We start from the raw sequence: 19,343 nt of genomic DNA, 5'->3' as shown, positions 1-19,343 counted from the left end.
CGGGCCGGCCTCACTCCTGCCGGGCGAGCTCTCCCGCAAGGCACCTCCCCCTCGGCCTCAGCCCCGCCTCCCACACCTCAACCCCGCGCCCTCCCCCGACCCCGCCTCACCCCCGCTGCCCATACCCCCGCAACTTCTCCCCCACCTCCGCCAACTGCTCCCCCGTGAGGAGCGTGGGCGACAGGCCCGGTACCGAGGACGCCGTCAGCCACAGGCGGCACATCCACTCCAGTTGGGCCGTGCGGTCGTAGGCCTGGTCGAGGGTGGCGCCGTGGGTGACCGTGCCGTGGTTCTGGAGGAGGCAGCCGGAGCGGTCGGTGAGGGCGCGGAGCATGTTCTCGGCCAACTCGTCGGTGCCGTATGCCGCATAAGGGGCGACTCGGACCGGTCCGCCGAGAGCCGCGGCCATGTAGTGGATCACCGGGAGTTCGGGGACGAGCGTCGAGACGGCCGTCGCGTGCACGGCGTGCGTGTGGACGACGGCGTGCGCGTCGGTCGTGCGGTACACGGCGAGGTGCATCGGCAGTTCGCTGGTCGGGATCAGGGTGCCGAGGACCTGCCGGCCTTCGAGGTCGACGCCGGTCACGTCGTCCGGCGCCAGCCGGTCGTAGGGCACGCCCGACGGGGTGACCAGCACGGTGTCGCCGACGCGCACCGAGACGTTGCCGGAGGTGCCGACGACCAGGCCCTCGGACACCGTGCGGCGGGCCGTCGCGACAAGGGTCTCCCAGGCCTCGGCCTCGTCGGCGTGCACGGCTCTCCCCCACGCCTCCGGCACTCCCTGTGCGCCGCCGCGTTCGTCCCGACCGCCCCGCCCGTCCCGCCTCTGCTCAGCCATGGCGCGATCCTGCCAGCCGCACCCCTCGACCGCCGCCGGGTCGGGGCACTTTAGGGCGGAACCCGCACCACCGGAAGATCGCCTATGCGGACATACCTCTTCCGTGTCGCGCTTGGCCGGGGAGCGCCGAGCGCACGGGGATCTTCCAGTACTCTCCGGGTGTTTTGTCCACACGTCGCCATTCCGGGGGGAAATATGGCCCGTGCCCACGCACCGCTCCGCGCGCCCTTCCGTGCGCCGATCCACGCATCATTCCGCGCGCCCTTTCACGCGCCGATCCACACACCGCTCCGCGCACCACTTCGCGCACCCATCCGCCGCCGCAGCCGCCTGATCGCGGCCTGTGTGGCGGCGCTGGCCGTCGGCGGCACCCTGCTCGCCGAGGTTCCCGCCTCCGCCGCGAGCCTGCCGAAGGGGCACGACGTCTCCTCGCACCAGAAGAACGTCAACTGGTCGAGCGCGAAGGCCAAGGGCGCCAAGTTCGTCTACATCAAGGCGACCGAGTCGACGACCTATCAGAACCCTTACTTCGACCAGCAGTACGACGGCGCCCGCGGCGCCGGCATCCTCCGCGGCGCGTACCACTTCGCGCTGCCGAACAAGTCCTCGGGCAAGGCGCAGGCGGCGTACTTCGTGCGGCACGGCGGCGCCTGGACGGCGGACGGCAGGACGCTGCCGCCCGCGCTCGACATCGAGTACAACCCGTACGACTCGAAGAAGAAGTGCTACGGGCTGAGCAAGGCGAGCATGATCGGCTGGGTCAAGGCGTTCAGCGACGAGGTGCGGCGGCTCACCGGGCGGCGGCCGGTGATCTACACGACCGCGCACTGGTGGAACCTGTGCACCGGTGGCAGCGGCGCGCTCGCCGCGAACCCGCTGTGGATCGCCCGTCACGGCTCGGGGGACACGGGATCGCTGCCGACGGGTTGGTCGTACTGGACCTTCTGGCAGTACGACAACAGCGGCAGCCTGCCGGGTGATCAGAATCTCTTCAACGGGTCCCAGACCCAGCTGAAGAGGTTCGCCCGGGGCTACTGAGCCAAGGGGCGCACGGCTCGCCGGGGTCGCCGATGCCGATCGGAACGGCGACCCCTCGTTTCATACACCACCAAGCCCCCCTCAGTTCACTTTCCGTTCATTCAGGTTACCTACGTTCAACCGGCCGATGACTTCGAACGATTGCCTGGGTAAATGGAAAACTTCTCGCTGATCCTCGCGATTGTGGTCGTGACCGCTCTCGCGTTCGATTTTACGAACGGTTTCCACGACACCGCCAACGCGATGGCCACGACCATCTCGACCGGTGCGCTCAAGCCCAAGGTGGCGGTGGCGATGTCCGCCGCGCTCAACCTGGTGGGCGCCTTCCTCTCCGTGGAGGTCGCCAACACGATCTCCAAAGGTCTCGTCGACGAGACCGGCATCCGTCCCGAGGTCATCTTCGCCGCGCTGGTCGGCGCGATCCTGTGGAACCTGGTGACCTGGCTCGTAGGGCTGCCGTCCAGTTCCTCGCACGCCCTCATGGGCGGGCTGATCGGTGCCACCATCGCGTCGGCCGGCGCCGGTGCGGTGCACGGCGACGCGCTCGTCACCAAGGTGCTGCTCCCGGCGGTGGCCGCCCCGATCGTGGCCGGCGTCGCGGCGCTGCTCGCGACCCGCCTCTCCTACCGGCTCGGCAGGAAGGCCGACGGCAAGGCCGCCGCGAAGGGCTACCGCGCCGGTCAGATCGCCTCCGCCGGACTGGTCTCGCTGGCCCACGGTACGAACGACGCGCAGAAGACGATGGGCATCATCACCCTCGCTCTGGTCGCCGGCGGCGCCGTCGCCCCCGACTCCGACCCGCCCACCTGGGTCATCCTCTCCGCCGGTCTCGCCATCGCGCTCGGCACCTACCTCGGCGGCTGGCGCATCATCCGCACCATGGGCAAGGGCCTGACCGAGCTTCAGCCGCAGCAGGGCTTCGCCGCCCAGACCAGCGCGGCCATCGCCATCCTGGCCTCCTCGCACCTCGGCTTCTCCCTCTCCACCACGCACGTCGTCTCCGGTTCGGTGATGGGCGCGGGCCTCGGCCGCAAGGGCGGCGTGGTCCGCTGGTCGACGGCGACCCGCATGTTCGTCGCCTGGGGCCTGACCCTGCCGGCCGCGGCCTTGGTGGGCGCGCTCGCCGAGTCCGTCACCGACCTCGGCGACTGGGGCACGGCGGTCGTCGCCGTCTTCCTGATCGCCTCCAGCGCGGCCATCTGGAAGCTGTCCCGCCGCGAGGTCGTCGACCACAGCAACGTCAACGCCGTCGACGAGCCAGCCGGCGTGGTGACCACCGCGATCGCCGCCGTGACGCCGCCCCCGGCGGGCCCGGTGACCGACGACCTGACGGCCACGATCCCGGCGCCCACGGCCGACCCGGCCGCCCCGTCGACCGCCGCCCCCGCTCTCTGATCCCCGCCCACCCGGCAACGAAGGAATCACCAGCATGCACATCGACTGGGCGGCACTCGGCTCCGTCTTCGGCGTCAGCCTCGTGGTCACCGTGGCCCTCGTGGCCCTGTTCACCCTCGGCGTCGCGGGCCTGTCCCGCCAGGAGAAGGCCACGGCCCAGGGCGGCTCGGCCACGCTCGCGGTGACCGGCGCCTACGTCTGCTTCGCGGCGTGCGCGGCGGCTGTGGCGTACGGGATCTCGCTGATCTTGGCATAGGGCTGATGGCTCAGCGGCCGACGGCGAGCGTCAACATGCCGAGCGCCAACGACGCACGTGGCGGCAGAGACGGCTGTCGCCCATCGAGGCCGCACCACGAGGCTCGCTTGTGAAATTTTTCGCTGAACACGGAGTGCAACCGAAAATCCCACTGCTGCTGCCGCGTCACGCGAACTACTTTCCTATCACTCTCTCGCGCCTTTATGTAGCACTTTCGAGCGTTATACATGCATTCGAGCTACCCATGCGACCTAGCCCAAATAGACACATGTCATACTGACCACCGCTGGCCGCCGCGGTCGAACTAACCTACTCTAATTGAGAGTTACTGTTCGACGGTGGCGGCCTGACCAGTCAACGACGACATGTGGCAGGGAGCACCATGGCGAGAGATATCGATCCGAGCCTGAATCGACGCAGGCTCCGAATCGAGCTGCGCAAAGCCCGCGAACAGGCTGGACTGACCCAGCGGGATGCCGCAAAACGCCTCGAATGGTCGCTTTCCAAGCTGATCAGGATCGAAGCGGGAGCTGTCAGCCTCGGTGTAACCGATCTTCGGGCACTGCTCCAGTTGTACGACACCACGGAACCAGCCCTGGTCGCAGAACTGGAAGAGGCGGCCCGCGGCTCGAAAGGGCTGTCGTGGTGGGCCCAGTACAGCGAGGTGGTGTCAGCTCAGTACGCCTTGTACCTGGGATACGAGGGCTCGGCGGACCTGGTCCGCGTGTACAACCCTGTCATCCTTCCCGGCCTCGTCCAGACGGAGGACTACGCCACGGCGCTCCTGTCCGTCACGGCACGCGAGTCGCAGGTGCGACCACAAGTCGATCTACGCCTCACCCGGCAAGAGCGGTTCTTCGACAGCGACCAGGGACCCAAGGTCGACGTCGTCCTCGATGAGGCAGCCCTGCGGCGGGAAGTCGGCGGTCCCGCGGTGATGCGGCGGCAGCTCGACCACATCAAATCGCTGGCAGAACACCCCAGGGCCACCGTCCGCGTGTTGCCACTCTCCGCGGGGGCTCACTTCAGCGTCACCACGCCCTTCATCCTGCTCGGATTCAAGGACGACGACGATCTTCTCTACCTGGAGGGCCCTGCGGGGGGTCTCTCCAGCCGTGACGACCTGGGGCTCTCGGCTCGCTACCAGGAGTGCTTCGAAGAGATCAGCGCCATCGCGTACGAAGGCGACCGGATGACCGAACTCCTCGACACGGTCAAGGAGAGCCTGGGCAACAGCTGAATCCGGGCTGGAACAGCCCGGTGTGAGACGGGGGAGGGCCCATGGCGGTCTTCGGAATACGAGCGTGGTGGCAGCGATTGCGGATGCCCACCGAAGCCGCTCCCACCAGCGGCCTGTCGAACACCCCATCCGATACGGCTGACAATGGCTCGATCCCTCTCGACGACTGCGCCCTCAAGGCGTACGCCATGCAGCGGCCGGAATGGGCAGAAGCTCTTATCCAGGTGGAGAGCGCCCGAGTGACCGGAGAGATACGGCTCCTGTCCGTCCGGCTGTTGCTGGGCACGGCCTGCGGCAGCATCTTGCTCTTCAGCATCACGGTCGCCACGCGGGTCGCGCCCAGCATTGCCCTCGGTTCCACGACGCCACTCACCACAGCCGTCGTCGGTGCCGTCAGCGCAGCGGTCCTCACCGCGCTGGGCGCGGGCCTCGGCAGAACACTGCGCAATCGTTCCACCGGTGCACCGGGCACGTCCGTCAGCGGTGGCGCCTCCGGCCGGACTGAACCGCCGCCAGACCACGGTTCAGAACCTGGAGGCGCTCCGTGACGGGGGTGAGCCCCCACCACAGGCCGGCTCCCACGGCCAGAAGGGCCGTCACCACCAGCCAGACGAGACCGCGCGTCGCGCCCGCCGGCACCAACAGCGCCGCCAGTGCACCCATCCCGACGGCCAGTACTCCCGTCACCGAGCAGAAGAGCGCCAGCGGTACAACATCCGCTGTCCACGCGACCCCCGCACCGCGATCACCCACATGAGCAGAAGCGGATTCCTTGGCCCGGTCTCCCATACGTGTACCTCCCGTCCCCCCGCGCGGCGAGTCAGCCACCGCGCATATCCGGGTCCACAAGCCCCGCCAGAAAACCACACCACGCCGCGTGACGAAAGGTGAGCACAGCGTCTTGATGACGCTTTGAGTCACGCACCAGTACGCGATCTCTCCCCGAGGCCAATTCGACGCACTCACCGGCGTTGCTGGAGTGACTGCTCCTGAACCACACCCGCACCGACAGCTCCCTGTCGACCACGCCCACCTCCTCCAGTTCCGATAGCAATCGCACGGTCACGAACACTGGCTCCGCGCACCGGCCGGACACCGCCGGTCGACACGTACACGCACTCCTGTTCCCGTAGTCTGCCCACCTTCCTGGCCGGGAAAGAGCACAGAAAGCGCCGTTTCAAACTCCTGACGGCAAATCAACGATGTGGACCTCAGCACACCGCAGCTGTGCAGGTCAGCGGCAAGTTGACGGTTCTTCCAGGCCCGTGGTGGACTGCCGGGGCCAAGTACGGCGGCAAGAGAGGAAGCCGGTGTGATTCCGGCGCGGTCCCGCCACTGTCACCGGGGTAGGTAGTCCCGGGAGCCAGGAACTCTCGCCGTCGCTCTCTTCGAACCAGGGCGCGGACACCCTGAGTGAGGACAATTCGCCATGCGCGGCCGCCTGTTGAGGTTCATCACCCGAGCTCTGCCCGATCCCACGGCCGGCTGAGCCGATGCGTGCCGATCGCGTCTTCGCGTACGGCGCCGCCGCCGGCCTCCTCGGTGACCATCTGCTCGGCGATCCGCGCCGCGGCCATCCGGTCGCCGCGTTCGGCCGGGCCGCCGGTGCCGTGGAGCGGGTGCTGTGGCGCGACCACCGCGGCTGGGGCGCCCTGCACACCGCCGTGTGCGCGGGCGGCGCCGTCGCCCTCGCCGCCGCGGCCACTTCGGCCGTACGACCCTCCCGTACCGCCTCCGTCGCGCTGACCGCGGCCGCAACCTGGGCCGTCGTCGGCGGGAACTCCCTCGCCCGCGAGGCCGGGGTCATCGGGCGGGCGTTGGAGGCCGGGGACATCGAGGGCGCGCGGGCCCGGCTGCCCCATCTCTGCGGGCGCGACCCCCAGGCCCTCGACGCCGACGGGATCGCCCGGGCCGTCGTCGAGTCCGTCGCCGAGAACACCTCCGACGCGGTGGTGGGCGCGCTGGTGTGGGGTGCCGTGGCGGGCGTGCCGGGGCTCGTCGGCTTCCGGGCCGTGAACACCCTCGATGCCATGGTCGGGCACAAGTCGCCCAAGTACCGCCGGTACGGCTGGGCTTCGGCCCGTCTCGACGACGTGGCCGGCTGGCCGGGGGCGCGGCTGACCGCCGTCCTCGCGACCGTCGCGGGCGACGATCCGCGCGGGGCGGTACGCGCCTGGCGCACCGACGCCGGCAAGCACCCGAGCCCCAACGCCGGGCCCGTGGAGGCCTCGTTCGCGGGGGCGCTCGGGGTGCGGCTGGGCGGGACGCTCGCCTATGGCGGGCGAGTTGAGCACCGGCCCGTGCTCAATGGGGCCGGGCGTGCGGTGGCCGTGGACGACATCGATCGGGCCGTACGGCTCTCCCGGCGCGTCGGTCTGCTCGCGCTCGGCGTGAGCGTCGCCGGGCGGCTGCTCGCGAAGGGACGTAACTCATGAGCGGCGGCGGGCTGTTGGTCGCCGGGACCACCTCCGACGCCGGCAAGAGCGTCGTGACGGCCGGGATCTGCCGGTGGCTGGTGCGGCAGGGCGTGAAGGTCGCGCCCTTCAAGGCGCAGAACATGTCCCTCAATTCGTTCGTGACGCGCGAGGGCGCGGAGATCGGGCGCGCACAGGCCATGCAGGCGCAGGCCTGTCGGATCGAGCCGACCGCGCTGATGAATCCCGTGCTGCTCAAGCCCGGTGGCGAGCGGAGCAGTCAGGTCGTGCTCATGGGTAAGCCCGTGGGCGAGATGAGTGCGCGTGGGTATCACGGGGGGCGGCAGGAGCAGTTGCTCGGGACCGTGCTCGACTGTCTCGCCGAGTTGCGGGGCACGTATGACGCGGTGATCTGTGAGGGGGCCGGCAGTCCTGCCGAGATCAATCTGCGGCGGACCGACATCGTGAACATGGGGATCGCCCGGAATGCCGGACTTCCCGTGCTCGTGGTCGGGGACATCGACCGCGGGGGCGTCTTCGCCTCCTTCTTCGGAACCGTCGCGCTGCTCTCGCCCGAGGACCAGGCCCTCATAGCCGGGTTCGTCGTCAACAAGTTCCGTGGCGATGTCTCGCTGCTGGAACCGGGGTTGGAGATGCTCCTCGACCTCACCGGGCGCCGGACGTACGGCGTCCTGCCGTTCCAGCACGGCCTCGGGATCGACGAGGAGGACGGGCTGCGGATCTCCCTGCGCGGGACCGTGCGGGAGTCCAACACCGCCCCACCCGTCGGCGAGGACGTGCTGCGCGTCGCCGTGTGCGCGATCCCGCTCATGTCCAACTTCACGGACGTGGACGCGCTGGCCGCCGAACCGGGCGTCGTGGTGCGGTTCGTGGACCGGCCCGAGGAACTGGCCGACGCCGATCTCGTCGTGATCCCAGGGACTCGGGGGACGGTGAAGGCGCTGGAATGGCTGCGGGAGCGGGGACTTGCCGACGCCCTCGTCCGCAGGGCCGCCGAGCAGCGACCCATCCTCGGTATCTGCGGTGGTTTCCAGGTCCTCGGCGAGCACATCGAGGACGAGGTCGAGAGCCGGCGCGGACACGTGGACGGGCTCGGGGTACTGCCCCTGCGGGTGCGGTTCGCGCGCGAGAAGACCCTCACCCGGCCGGTGGGGGAAGCCCTCGGCGAGCCGGTCGAGGGGTACGAGATCCATCACGGAGTCGCGGAAGTCCTAGGAGGGGACGCCTTCTTGGACGGGTGCCGGGTCGGTCAGACCTGGGGCACGCACTGGCACGGCTCGCTGGAGTCGGACGGGTTCCGGCGGGCGTTCCTGCGCGAAGTGGCGGCCGCCGCGGGGCGCCGGTTCGTGCCGGCCGCCGACACCTCGTTCGCCGCGCTGCGCGAGGAGCAGCTCGACCGGCTCGGCGACCTGATCGAACAGCACGCGGACACGGACGCGCTGTGGCGGCTCATCGAGTCCGGCGCGCCGCAAGGACTGCCTTTCATTCCACCGGGAGCGCCCGCATGAGCACAGTGTTGTTGTTGTCGACCGCCGACACGGATCTGCTGGCGGCCCGGGCCGCCGGCGCCGGGTACCGGATCGGCAACCCGAACCGGGTGGATGTCGAGGGCGAGTTGCCCGCGCTCCTCGATGGCGCGGACGTCGCCGTCGTACGGCTGCTCGGCGGCAAGCGCGCGTGGGAGGACGGGCTCGCCGCGCTGAAGGCGTCCGGGATTCCGACCGTGCTCCTCGGCGGAGAGACCGTCCCCGACGCGGAGTTGATGGCCGAGTCGTCGGTGCCGGCCGGTGTGGTGGCCGAGGCGCTGCGGTACCTCGTCGAGGGTGGGCCGGAGAACCTGGCCGAGCTGGCCCGGTTCCTCTCCGACACCGTGCTGCTCACCGGCGAGGGCTTCGAAGAGCCGCGCAAGATGGCCGAGTTCGGCGTCCACGGCGAGCGTGCCTTCGTCGAGGGCCGGCCGACGGTCGGCGTGCTTTTCTACCGAGCTCATCACCTGTCCGGCAACACCGCCTTCGTGGACACCCTCTGCGACCAGGTCGAAGCGAAGGGCGCCAACGCCCTTGCCGTGTACTGCGGTTCGCTGCGCGGTGCCGATGCCGGGCTGTACGAGATCCTCGGCAGGGCCGACGCGCTGATCGCCACCGTCCTCGCCGCGGGCGGCACGCACGCCTCGCAGGCCTCGGCCGGCGGCGACGAGGAGGCCTGGGACATCGGGGCCCTCGCCGACCTCAACGTGCCGGTGCTGCAAGGTCTTTGCCTCACGTCGTCCCGCGCGGCCTGGGACGAGTCCGACGCCGCCCTCTCCCCCATGGACGCGGCGATGCAGGTCGCGATCCCCGAGTTCGACGGCCGGCTGATCACGGTCCCGTTCTCCTTCAAGGAGCAGGGTCCCGACGACGTCCCGGTCTACGTCGCCGACCCCGAGCGGGCGGCGCGGGTCGCCGGAATCGCCGTCAGGCACGCGAAGTTGAAGCACAAGCCGAACGCGGAGAAGAAGCTCGCGCTCGTCTTCACCGCGTACCCGACCAAGCACTCGCGCGTCGGGAACGCCGTGGGGCTGGACACGCCCGCCTCGGCCATCCAGGTGCTGGACGCGCTCCGGGACGCCGGGTACGTCGTCGAAGGGCACCCCGACAACGGCGACGAGTTGATCCACACGCTCATCAACGCCGGTGGCCACGACGTGGAATGGCTGACGGAGGAGCAGCTGGCCGCCGCGCCCGCCCGGGTGCCGCTCGCCGACTATCAGGCGTGGTTCGACAAGCTCGAACCGGAGCTCAGGCAAGGCATGTTGGACGCGTGGGGCGAGCCGCCCGGCAACCTCTACGTCGACGGCGACGACATCGTGCTCGCGTCCCTGCAGTTCGGGAACGTCGTGGTCATGATCCAGCCGCCGCGCGGCTTCGGTGAGAACCCGATCGCGATCTACCACGACCCCGACATGCCGCCGTCGCACCACTACATGGCCGCGTACCGCTGGCTCGACAACAGCTTCGGCGCGGACGCGATCGTCCACATGGGCAAGCACGGCACGATGGAATGGCTGCCCGGCAAGGGACTTGGGCTGAGCGGCGGCTGCGCGCCGGACGCCGTACTCGGCGAACTCCCCCTGATCTACCCGTTCATCGTGAACGACCCCGGCGAGGGCACGCAGGCCAAGCGGCGCGGGCACGCCACGGTCGTCGACCACCTCGTGCCGCCGATGGCGCGTGCCGACACCTACGGCGACCTCGCGAAGCTGGAGCAACTCCTCGACGAGTACGCGATGGTGTCCGACCTGGACCCGACGAAGGCCCCGGCCGTGCGCGCGCAGATCTGGACGCTGGTGAAGGCGGCCGAGCTGCACCACGACCTGCACGTGGACGACCAGCCGGACGACGCGGCCTTCGACGAGTTCGTGATGCACATCGACGGCTATCTGTGCGAGATCAAGGACGTGCAGATCCGCGACGGGCTGCACATCCTCGGCGGCGGCCCGGTCGGTGAAGCGCGCGTTAACCTCGTGCTGGCCGTGCTGCGCGCCTCGCAGGTGTGGGGCGGGCAGGCCAACGCGCTGCCGGGGCTGCGGGCCTCGCTGGCCGAGCACTTCGGGCTCAGCGAGAAGGAGTTGCTCGGCGAGCCGGGCGCTCCCGTGAAGGTGCCGGTGGAGCTGACGGAGCTGGTCGAGGGTCCGGCCCGGTCGGCCGCCGACGCGATCGATCTGCTGGAGCAGCTGTGCCGCCGGTTCGCGGAGGGCATGGAGTCCCAGGAGTGGGAGGTCACGGCCGTCCCGGCGCTCGTGCGTGCCGTCATCGGCACCGAACTCCCGGACGCCGTCGCGGTGTTGGAGTTCGCCTGCGAAGAGGTGGTCCCCCGGCTGGCCCGCACCACCGACGAGATCGATCACATCCTCAAGGCGCTGGACGGCGGTTACGTCCCGGCGGGCCCCTCGGGCTCCCCGACCCGTGGTCTGGTCAACGTCCTGCCGACCGGCCGCAACTTCTACTCGGTCGACCCCAAGGCCATTCCGTCCAGGCTGAGTTGGGAGGTCGGCCAGTCGCTGGCCGACTCCCTCGTGCAGCGGTACCTCCAGGACAACGGCGAGTTCCCGCAGTCCGTCGGCCTCACGGTCTGGGGCACCTCGGCGATGCGCACCCAGGGCGACGACATCGCCGAGATCCTCGCGCTGCTGGGCTGCCGTCCGGTCTGGGACGACGCCTCGCGCCGGGTGACCGGCTTCGAGATCGTGCCCGTCACGGAGTTGGGCCGGCCGCGCATCGATGTCACGGTCCGGATCTCCGGCTTCTTCCGGGACGCGTTCCCGCACGTCGTCGGATTGATCGACGATGCGGTACGGGCGGTGGCGGAGTTGGAGGAGCCCTCCGAGTCCAACTACGTCCGCAAGCACGCCGACGAGGACACCGCCGAGCACGGCGACCGGCGCCGGGCCACGGCCCGTATCTTCGGCTCCAAGCCGGGCGCGTACGGCGCCGGGCTGCTGCCGCTGATCGACGCGCGCAACTGGCGCAGCGACGCGGACCTCGCCGAGGTGTACGCGGTCTGGGGCGGCTACGCCTACGGTCGCGGGCTCGACGGGCGGGCGGCACGCGGGGACATGGAGACGGCGTTCAAGCGAATCGCCGTAGCCGCCAAGAACGTTGACACCCGCGAGCACGATCTCGTCGACGCGGACGACTACTTCCAGTACCACGGCGGCATGGTCGCCATGGTGCGACACCTGACGGGCACGAGTCCCGAGGCGTACGTCGGTGACTCGGCCACCCCGGACCAGGTGAAGACCCGCACGCTGGGCGAGGAGACGCACCGCGTCTTCCGGGCCCGCGTGGTCAACCCCCGCTGGATGGCGGCGATGCGGCGGCACGGATACAAGGGTGCCTTCGAGATGGCGGCGACCGTCGACTACCTCTTCGGCTACGACGCCACGGCCGGGGTCGTCGACGACTGGATGTACGAGAAGCTCAGCGCCGAGTACGTCTTCGCCCCGGAGAACCAGGACTTCATGAAGAAGTCCAACCCGTGGGCGCTGCGCGGCATCACCGAACGGCTCCTGGAGGCGGCCGAGCGCGGACTGTGGGCCGAGCCGGACGCCGACACGCTGGAGCGGCTGCGGGCGATCTACCTGGAGCTTGAGGGCGACCTGGAGGGCGACGAGAAGTGAGTACCCCCTTTCCGTTCACGGCCGTTGTCGGCCAGGACGACCTGCGGCTCGCGCTGCTGCTGAACGCCGTCTCCCCGGCGGTCGGCGGTGTGCTGGTGCGCGGCGAGAAGGGCACCGCCAAGTCGACGGCCGTACGCGCCCTTTCGGCGCTCATGCCGGCGCTGAACGTCGTCGCCGGGTGCCGTTTCTCCTGCGACCCCGACTCCCCCGACCCCGCCTGCCCGGACGGGCCGCACGAGCCGGGGGCGTTCGAGACACGTCCGGCGCGGATGGTCGAACTGCCCGTGGGCGCCTCGGAGGACCGGCTCGTGGGCGCCCTCGACATCGAACGGGCGCTGTCCGAGGGCGTGAAGGCCTTCGAGCCGGGCCTGCTCGCCGACGCGCACCGCGGGATCCTCTACGTCGACGAGGTCAACCTCCTCCACGACCACCTGGTCGACCTGCTGCTGGACGCGGCGGCGATGGGCGCGTCGTACGTCGAGCGCGAGGGTGTCTCGGTGCGCCACGCCGCGCGCTTTCTGCTCGTCGGCACGATGAACCCCGAAGAGGGCGAGCTGCGGCCGCAGTTGCTCGACCGGTTCGGCCTGACCGTCGAGGTGGCCGCCTCGCGCGAGCCCGACCAGCGGGTCGAGGTCGTCCGGCGCAGGCTCGCCTACGACGACGATCCGGCCGGCTTCTCGGCGCGTTGGGCGGACGAGGAGACGTCGGTACGGCAACGGATCGTCGCGGCGCGGGAGTTGTTGCCGTCGGTGCGGCTGGGCGACGGGGCGCTGCGGCAGATCGCGGCGACCTGTGCCGCCTTCGAGGTGGACGGCATGCGGGCCGACATCGTGATGGCGCGTACGGCGACCGCGCTGGCCGCGTGGGCCGGGCGGACCGACGTGCTCGCCGAGGACGTACGGCAGGCGGCGTTGCTCGCACTGCCGCACCGCAGGCGCCGTAATCCCTTCGACGCGCCGGGACTTGACGAGAACAAGCTCGACGAGACGCTGGAGGAGTTCGCGGAGCCGGAGCCCGAGGACGATCCCGATCCGGATGGAGACGGGCCCACCGACGACGGACCCGGCGGGGGCGGCGGGGAGCCGACCCCGGACGATGCCGGTCCGCAGGACGGGGACGCGGGGGCGCAGCCCGAGGCCGGGGAGTCCGGCGAGCCGCAGCCCTCCGGTGCCGGGGCGGGTGAGCAGTCCGCCGTGCGGGCGGCCGAGCCGTTCCGGACGAAGGTGCTGAGCGTGCCCGGGATCGGGGCGGGTGCCGCCGGGCGGCGGTCTCGGGCGCGGACCGAGCACGGGCGGACCACCGGGGCCCGGCGGCCCCAAGGAGCGCTCACCAAGCTGCACTTGGCGGCGACCGTGCAGGCGGCGGCACCGCATCAGCTGGCGCGCGGGCGGGCCGGGCGCGGTCTGGTCGTGCGCCGGGACGATCTGCGGCAGGCGACGCGGGAAGGGCGTGAGGGCAACCTCGTGCTGTTCGTCGTGGACGCGTCCGGGTCGATGGCGGCCCGGCAGCGGATGAGTGCGGTGAAGGGGGCTGTGCTGTCGCTGCTGCTGGACGCGTATCAGCGGCGGGACAAGGTGGGGTTGGTGACGTTTCGGGGGGCTGCTGCGGATGTCGCTCTGCCGCCTACTTCGTCCGTGGACGCCGCTGCCGTACGGCTGGAGTCGTTGCCGACGGGTGGGCGTACGCCGCTCGCGGCCGGGCTGCTGAAGGCGCATGACGTGTTGCGGGTGGAGCGGTTGCGGGATCCGGCTCGGCGGGCGTTGGTCGTCGTGGTGACCGACGGGCGGGCGACCGGGGGGCCCGAGCCGGTGGCGTTGGCCGGGCGGGCGGCGCGGCTGTTCGCCGCCGACGGGGTCGCCTCCGTGGTCGTGGACTGCGAGTCGGGGCCCGTACGGCTGGGCCTGGCCCGGCAGTTGGCCGGTGAGCTGGACGGTACGGCGGTCACGCTGGACGAGTTGCGGGCCGACTCGATCGCCGGGCTGGTCAAGGACGTGCAGAGGAGGGCCGCGTAGTGCCGCAGGGACAGCCGAGTGTCGTACCGGACGACGGTTTGACGACTCGTCAGCGGCGGAATCGGCCGCTTGTCGTCGTGCATACGGGAGTTGGGAAGGGCAAGTCCACCGCTGCTTTCGGGTTGGCGTTGCGGGCCTGGAATCAGGGGTGGCCGATCGGGGTGTTCCAGTTCGTCAAGTCGGCGAAGTGGAAGGTCGGCGAGGAGAACGCGCTTCGGGTGCTGGGGGCTTCCGGCGAGGGCGGGTCCGTCGACTGGCACAAGATGGGTGAGGGCTGGTCGTGGGTGCAGCGGGATGCCCAGATGGACAACGAGGAGAAGGCCCGGGAGGGGTGGGAGCAGGTCAAGCGGGACCTTGCTGCTGAGACGTACCGGCTGTACGTGCTTGATGAGTTCGCCTATCCGATGCACTGGGGGTGGGTGGACACGGACGAGGTGATCGAGGTGTTGCGGGGGCGGCCCGGGAATCAGCACGTGGTAATTACTGGGCGGAACGCACCTGAGAAGCTGGTCGAGTTCGCCGATCTTGTGACCGACATGTCCAAGGTCAAGCACCCCATGGACGCCGGCCAGAAGGGCCAGAGGGGTATCGAGTGGTGACCCCGTGACTTCCTCCTCGCCGTCCGTCTCCGTGACTTCTTCCTCGTCCTCCGTGCCTCGGCTGGTCATCGCCGCGCCGTCCTCCGGGAGTGGCAAGACCACCGTTGCCACGGGGTTGATGGCCGCGTTCGCCTCGCGGGGGCTTGTCGTGTCGCCGCACAAGGTCGGGCCCGACTACATCGATCCCGGGTATCACGCGCTCGCGACCGGGCGGGTGGGGCGGAATCTCGACGCGTATCTGTGTGGGCCGGAGTTGGTCGGGCCGCTGTTCGCGCATGGGGCGCGCGGGTGTGATGTCGCGGTTGTCGAGGGTGTGATGGGGATGTTCGACGGGGCGGCCGGGGAGGGTGAACTGGCGTCCACCGCGCATGTGGCGAAGTTGCTGCGGGCGCCTGTTGTGCTTGTCGTCGACGCGTCTTCGCAGTCTCGGTCGGTTGCGGCGTTGGTGCATGGGTTTGCCTCGTGGGATCCGGAGGTTCGGGTCGGGGGCGTGATTCTGAACAAGGTCGCTTCGGATCGGCATGAGGAGTTGTTGCGGGAGGCGTTGGAGTCGGCCGGGGTATCGGTGCTTGGGGTGTTGCGGCGGGTGGCTCAGGTGGATACGCCGGCTCGGCATTTGGGGTTGGTGCCGGTCGCCGAGCGGCGGGTGGAGGCGGTGGAGGCTGTTGCCGCGATGAGTGCGCAGGTTGAGCGGGGGTGTGATCTGGAGGGGTTGCTTGCTCTGGCGCGCAGTGCGGGCGGCTTGTCCTGTGCGGCTTGGGATGCGGCTGAGGCTTTGGCGTTTTCGCCCCCGCCGCCCCTACCCGTCCCATCCTGGGGCTCCGCCCCAGACCCCGCTCCTCAAACGCCGGAGGGGCTGAAAGACACCGGCGTCCCTGTGGGTGGGCGGGGGATCGGGATGGCACATCCCCAGCCTCAAACGCCGGACCGGCTGAAAAACAAAAACGTCAGAGTTGCCGTTGCCGGTGGGGCTGCCTTTAGCTTCTCCTATTCCGAGCACGTCGAGTTGCTCAGTGCTGCCGGGGCCGATGTCGTCAGCTTTGATCCGCTCCGTGATGAGGAACTTCCCGACGGGACACGCGGGTTGGTCATCGGGGGCGGGTTTCCCGAGGTGTACGCCTCCGAGCTGTCCGCCAATGAACCCCTCCGCAAAGCCGTCGCCAGCCTCGCAGAGACCGGCGCTCCCGTTGCCGCCGAGTGTGCCGGGTTGCTTTATCTGGGGCGGGAGTTGGACGGGCTGCCGATGTGCGGGGTGCTCGACGCGAGTGCGCGGATGAGCGAGCGGCTCACGCTCGGGTATCGGGATGCCGTGGCTGTGAGTGACAGCGTGCTGGCCGTCGCCGGGACGCGGATGCGGGGGCACGAGTTCCATCGGACGGTCGTCGAGCCGGGGGCCGGGGTGGTTGCCGCTTGGGGCATGCGTGCTCCGACGCGGCGTCTCGAAGGTTTCGTGCAGGACGGCGTGCACGCGAGTTATCTGCATACTCACTGGGCGTCCGAGCCCGGTGTCGCCCTTAGGTTCGTCGAGAGGTGCCGGACGTCATGAGCAGCAGCAGGCTTATCGGAGTCGGAGTGGGGCCCGGCGATCCCGAACTGGTCACCGTCAAGGGCGTCAACGCGCTGCGGGCCGCCGATGTCGTCGTCGTACCTGTGATGGACACCGGCGAGCGGGGGCGCGCCGAGGCGACCGTGCTCCACTACGTGCCCGCGGAGAAGGTCCTTAGGGTCGTGTTCGCGCTGAATGAGCGCAGCGATCGGGCGCGGCGGGAGGCCGCCTGGGATGCCGCCGGGGGGCGGGTCGCGCAGTTGTTGCGCGAGCGTGGGAACGTCGCCTTCGCCACCATCGGTGATCCCAATGTCTATTCGACCTTTACCTATCTCGCGCAGACCATCGGGGAGTTGGTGCCGGGCGTCCTCATCGAGACCGTGCCCGGCATCACCGCCATGCAGGACCTCGCCGCGCGTTCCGGCGCCGTGCTGACCGAAGGCACCGAGCCGCTCACCCTCGTGCCTGTCACCGCCGGGGCCGCCGTGCTCAAGGACGCCCTCGCAGGGCCCGGCACGGTCGTCGCGTACAAGTTCGGGCGGCAGGCCGGTGAGGTCGCCGAGGCGCTGCGAGAGACCGGGCGGATCGGCGACGCGGTGTGGGGGTCGGCCCTGGGTCTCGAGTCCGAGTCCATTCGGCCCGCCGCCGAGCTCGACGGGACTCCGTTGCCGTATCTCTCCACGCTCATCGCCCCCGCGCGGCGCGAGGGCGGGCGGGGTGGGAAGTTGTGAGACATCGCAGACCACTCGTGAGACCCCCTGGACCACCGGCCGATGGCCCCGCCGCCCGCTCAGCCCGCCAGGCCCACCACCAGCCAGATGAAGCCCACGCCCGCGACCGTGCACAGCAGGGTCGAACGGGCGGGGTGTTCGTGGTGGGCCTCGGGGAGGATCTCGGCGGCGGCCAGGTAGAGGAGCACGCCGGCGAAGAGGCCGAGATAGCCGCCGAGCAGGCCCTCGGGGATGGTGACGAAGGCCGTGGAGGCCGCGCCCACCACCGGGGCCAGCGCGTCCGCGAACAGCATGGTCAGCGCCTTGCGGCGGGCGTTTCCGTACAGGCTCGTGATCGTGTACGTGTTGAAGCCGTCCGCGAAGTCGTGGGCGACCACGGCCAGCGCGACCGCCGTGCCCATGCCGCCGCCGACCTGGAAGGCCGCGCCGATCGCCACGCCGTCCATCGCGCTGTGGCCGACCATCGCCGAGGCCGCCGTGAGGCCCACCTCGGGCGCGCGGCCGTTGTGCTCCTCCCCGCCGTGGGAGGCCTGGCGGGCGGCGAGCAGACGTTCGACCAGATGGGCCAGCAGGAAGCCCGCCACGAACAGGAGCAGGGCCGCCGGTACGCCGAAGATGTCGTCGCCCGCGGCCTGCAACGCCTCCGGCAGCAGGTCCAGGCCGACCACGCCCAGCATCAGGCCACCCGCCAGGCCGAGGACCAGATGGCGGCGGTCGGTGACCCGCTGTGCCGTCCAGCCGCCGGCCAGCGTCATCAGGAACGCGCCGAGCGCGACGAAGACCGCCATGTGCCCTTGCTATCCGATCAACCCCCGTTCGCGCACATCCAGCGGGCGCGGCGGCACCACCCGTAAGACTTTTTGTCCAGAGAGGACCGTTTTCTGATGGCCGATGCCCCCACCGGCAAGGTGACCTTCGTCGGTGCCGGCCCCGGCGCCGCCGACCTGCTGACGTTCCGTGCCGCGCGCGCCATCGCCGAGGCCGACGTCGTGATCTGGGCTGCGAGCCTGGTCCAGGCGGAGGTCCTCGAACACGCGCGCGAAGGTGCCGAGATCCTCGACTCGGCGACCATGTCGCTGGAGGACGTCGTCGGCGTCTACGAGCGGGCGTACGAGGAGGGGTTGCGGGTCGCTCGTATCCACTCCGGCGACCCGGCTCTGTGGGGCGGCACCCAGGAGCAGGTCGACCGGTGTGCCGGGATCGGGATCGCGACCGAGATCGTGCCCGGGGTCTCCGCGTTCTCCGCCGTCGCCGCCCTCGCGCAGCGCGAGCTGACCATCCCCGAGGTCGCACAGTCCGTCGTCCTCACCCGGCTCGGCGGCGGCAAGACGCCGATGCCGCCCGGCGAGGAGGTCCGCGAGTTCGCGCGGCACGGCACCACCATGGCGATCTTCCTGTCGGCCGCGCGCAGCGGGCAGTTGGTGCGGGAGCTGCTGGAGGGCGGCTATCCGACGTCGACCCCGGTCGTGGTCGCCTACCAGGCGACCTGGCCCGAGGAACTGCTCGTGCGCTGCACGATCGGCACGCTGGAGGAGACGGTCAAGGAGCACAAGCTCTGGAAGCACACGCTGTTTCTGGTCGGCCCCGCGCTCGCCGCCGAAGGCACGCGCTCGCACCTGTACCACCCCGGTCACTTCCACGGCTATCGCAAGGCGGATCCTGAGGCCCGTCGGGCGCTGCGCGAGCGAGGGGCGAGTACGTGATCACCGTCATCGGTACGGGGACGGGGGCGGGATCGGGGGTGTCCCTCGCCCCCGAGGCGCTGGCCGGCGCCGAGCTGGTCGTCGGCGGGCGGCGGCACCTGGACGCCGTACGGCTGCCGGAGACGGCCGAGCGGATCGTGCTCGGTCCGCTGGCGCCGGCGCTCGACGCGATCGAGGAGTACGTCGGCAAGGACCGGCCTGTCGTCGTGCTGGCCTCGGGCGACCCCGGGTTCTTCGGGATCGTGCGGGCGCTGGCCGAGCGGTTCGGGTCGGGGCTGCTGGACGTGCGGCCCGGCGTCTCGTCCGTCGCCACCGCGTTCGCGCGGCTCGGGCTGACCTGGGACGACGCGGTGGTCGTGAGCGCGCACGGGCGTGAGCTGCGGACCGCCGTG

At 70.4% G+C, this 19,343-nt stretch carries 17 protein-coding genes and 1 riboswitch; of the genes, 14 read left to right on the top strand and 3 right to left on the bottom strand.

From position 1 onward, the window contains the following. Positions 1 to 106: 106 nt before the first annotated feature. The gene (locus ACWDR3_RS24495) at positions 107 to 838 is read right to left on the bottom strand and encodes a class II aldolase/adducin family protein (protein ID WP_450354678.1); all 732 of its coding nucleotides are present in this window, start codon (positions 836 to 838) and stop codon (positions 107 to 109) included. Between the two features lie 345 nt (positions 839 to 1,183). On the opposite strand from ACWDR3_RS24495, the gene ACWDR3_RS24490 reads away from it, so the two are divergent. The 5 genes from ACWDR3_RS24490 to ACWDR3_RS24470 all read left to right on the top strand — a co-directional run bounded on the left by ACWDR3_RS24490 (position 1,184) and on the right by ACWDR3_RS24470 (position 5,315). Beyond that, complete coding sequence (locus ACWDR3_RS24490; protein ID WP_450354677.1) at positions 1,184 to 1,876, top strand: lysozyme; 693 nt, start codon at positions 1,184 to 1,186, stop codon at positions 1,874 to 1,876. A gap of 153 nt (positions 1,877 to 2,029) precedes the next feature. Continuing rightward, a complete protein-coding gene (locus ACWDR3_RS24485) occupies positions 2,030 to 3,271 on the top strand; it encodes an anion permease (RefSeq protein WP_450354676.1) in 1,242 nt (413 codons plus the stop codon). A 34-nt stretch (positions 3,272 to 3,305) separates the two neighbouring features. Continuing rightward, positions 3,306 to 3,527 carry a hypothetical protein gene (locus tag ACWDR3_RS24480; RefSeq protein ID WP_450354675.1) on the top strand — a complete coding sequence of 74 codons (222 nt, stop codon included), beginning with the start codon at positions 3,306 to 3,308 and terminating at the stop codon, positions 3,525 to 3,527. A 382-nt stretch (positions 3,528 to 3,909) separates the two neighbouring features. Then, positions 3,910 to 4,767, top strand: a complete 858-nt coding sequence (locus ACWDR3_RS24475) for a helix-turn-helix domain-containing protein (RefSeq protein WP_450354674.1) — start codon at positions 3,910 to 3,912, stop codon at positions 4,765 to 4,767. 41 nt (positions 4,768 to 4,808) lie between these two features. Further along, positions 4,809 to 5,315: a hypothetical protein gene (locus ACWDR3_RS24470; RefSeq protein ID WP_450354673.1), complete on the top strand. Its 507-nt coding sequence runs from the start codon at positions 4,809 to 4,811 to the stop codon at positions 5,313 to 5,315. A 272-nt stretch (positions 5,316 to 5,587) separates the two neighbouring features. On the opposite strand, the gene ACWDR3_RS24465 is transcribed toward ACWDR3_RS24470, so the two are convergent. Beyond that, positions 5,588 to 5,767, bottom strand: coding sequence for a DUF397 domain-containing protein (locus ACWDR3_RS24465; RefSeq protein WP_450354712.1), 180 nt, complete (start codon positions 5,765 to 5,767; stop codon positions 5,588 to 5,590). 252 nt (positions 5,768 to 6,019) lie between these two features. Next, positions 6,020 to 6,159, top strand: a riboswitch (cobalamin riboswitch). A 101-nt stretch (positions 6,160 to 6,260) separates the two neighbouring features. Here ACWDR3_RS24465 and ACWDR3_RS24460 point away from each other — a divergent pair. From ACWDR3_RS24460 to cobI, 7 genes are read left to right on the top strand one after another with little or no spacing between them, the layout of a single operon-like run. Then, positions 6,261 to 7,202 (top strand): cobalamin biosynthesis protein, encoded by a 942-nt coding sequence (locus tag ACWDR3_RS24460; protein WP_450354672.1) that lies wholly within the window; start codon positions 6,261 to 6,263, stop codon positions 7,200 to 7,202. Continuing rightward, positions 7,199 to 8,710, top strand: coding sequence for a cobyric acid synthase (locus ACWDR3_RS24455; protein ID WP_450354671.1), 1,512 nt, complete (start codon positions 7,199 to 7,201; stop codon positions 8,708 to 8,710). Before ACWDR3_RS24460 ends, ACWDR3_RS24455 begins: the two co-directional genes overlap by 4 nt. Further along, on the top strand, positions 8,707 to 12,360 hold the full coding sequence (cobN, locus tag ACWDR3_RS24450; protein ID WP_450354670.1) for a cobaltochelatase subunit CobN: 3,654 nt from the start codon (positions 8,707 to 8,709) through the stop codon (positions 12,358 to 12,360). Before ACWDR3_RS24455 ends, cobN begins: the two co-directional genes overlap by 4 nt. Beyond that, entirely contained in the window at positions 12,357 to 14,372 is a 2,016-nt protein-coding gene (locus tag ACWDR3_RS24445; protein ID WP_450354669.1) for a putative cobaltochelatase, read from the top strand. The genes cobN and ACWDR3_RS24445 overlap by 4 nt, the downstream gene beginning before the upstream one ends. Next, positions 14,372 to 14,971, top strand: coding sequence for a cob(I)yrinic acid a,c-diamide adenosyltransferase (cobO, locus tag ACWDR3_RS24440; protein WP_450354668.1), 600 nt, complete (start codon positions 14,372 to 14,374; stop codon positions 14,969 to 14,971). Before ACWDR3_RS24445 ends, cobO begins: the two co-directional genes overlap by 1 nt. A 31-nt stretch (positions 14,972 to 15,002) precedes the next feature. After that, positions 15,003 to 16,517, top strand: a complete 1,515-nt coding sequence (locus ACWDR3_RS24435; protein WP_450354711.1) for a cobyrinate a,c-diamide synthase — start codon at positions 15,003 to 15,005, stop codon at positions 16,515 to 16,517. Next, the gene (gene cobI / locus ACWDR3_RS24430) at positions 16,502 to 17,248 is read left to right on the top strand and encodes a precorrin-2 C(20)-methyltransferase (RefSeq protein WP_450354667.1); all 747 of its coding nucleotides are present in this window, start codon (positions 16,502 to 16,504) and stop codon (positions 17,246 to 17,248) included. Before ACWDR3_RS24435 ends, cobI begins: the two co-directional genes overlap by 16 nt. A 59-nt stretch (positions 17,249 to 17,307) precedes the next feature. On the opposite strand, the gene ACWDR3_RS24425 is transcribed toward cobI, so the two are convergent. Further along, positions 17,308 to 18,036, bottom strand: coding sequence for a ZIP family metal transporter (locus ACWDR3_RS24425; protein WP_124002390.1), 729 nt, complete (start codon positions 18,034 to 18,036; stop codon positions 17,308 to 17,310). A 96-nt stretch (positions 18,037 to 18,132) separates the two neighbouring features. On the opposite strand from ACWDR3_RS24425, the gene cobM reads away from it, so the two are divergent. After that, positions 18,133 to 18,951: a precorrin-4 C(11)-methyltransferase gene (gene cobM, locus ACWDR3_RS24420; RefSeq protein ID WP_450354666.1), complete on the top strand. Its 819-nt coding sequence runs from the start codon at positions 18,133 to 18,135 to the stop codon at positions 18,949 to 18,951. Beyond that, positions 18,948 to 19,343: precorrin-6y C5,15-methyltransferase (decarboxylating) subunit CbiE (gene cbiE / locus ACWDR3_RS24415; RefSeq protein WP_450354665.1), on the top strand; the 396-nt coding region annotated here is incomplete at its 3' end. The genes cobM and cbiE, both read left to right, overlap by 4 nt.

The sequence above is a fragment of the Streptomyces sp. NPDC001002 genome, from assembly GCF_053599215.1.
Note: the sequence above shows the minus strand (reverse complement) of the source record. Positions and strands in the feature narration are given on the sequence as shown.

Coding starts and splice junctions, on each gene's coding strand:
- ACWDR3_RS24470 (WP_450354673.1), top strand. CDS start 4,809: ATGGCGGTCTTCGGAATACGAGCGTGGTGGCAGCGATTGCGGATGCCC.
- ACWDR3_RS24495 (WP_450354678.1), bottom strand. CDS start 838: ATGGCTGAGCAGAGGCGGGACGGGCGGGGCGGTCGGGACGAACGCGGC.
- cobM (WP_450354666.1), top strand. CDS start 18,133: ATGGCCGATGCCCCCACCGGCAAGGTGACCTTCGTCGGTGCCGGCCCC.
- cobN (WP_450354670.1), top strand. CDS start 8,707: ATGAGCACAGTGTTGTTGTTGTCGACCGCCGACACGGATCTGCTGGCG.
- ACWDR3_RS24460 (WP_450354672.1), top strand. CDS start 6,261: ATGCGTGCCGATCGCGTCTTCGCGTACGGCGCCGCCGCCGGCCTCCTC.
- ACWDR3_RS24475 (WP_450354674.1), top strand. CDS start 3,910: ATGGCGAGAGATATCGATCCGAGCCTGAATCGACGCAGGCTCCGAATC.
- ACWDR3_RS24455 (WP_450354671.1), top strand. CDS start 7,199: ATGAGCGGCGGCGGGCTGTTGGTCGCCGGGACCACCTCCGACGCCGGC.
- ACWDR3_RS24425 (WP_124002390.1), bottom strand. CDS start 18,036: ATGGCGGTCTTCGTCGCGCTCGGCGCGTTCCTGATGACGCTGGCCGGC.
- ACWDR3_RS24480 (WP_450354675.1), top strand. CDS start 3,306: ATGCACATCGACTGGGCGGCACTCGGCTCCGTCTTCGGCGTCAGCCTC.
- ACWDR3_RS24485 (WP_450354676.1), top strand. CDS start 2,030: ATGGAAAACTTCTCGCTGATCCTCGCGATTGTGGTCGTGACCGCTCTC.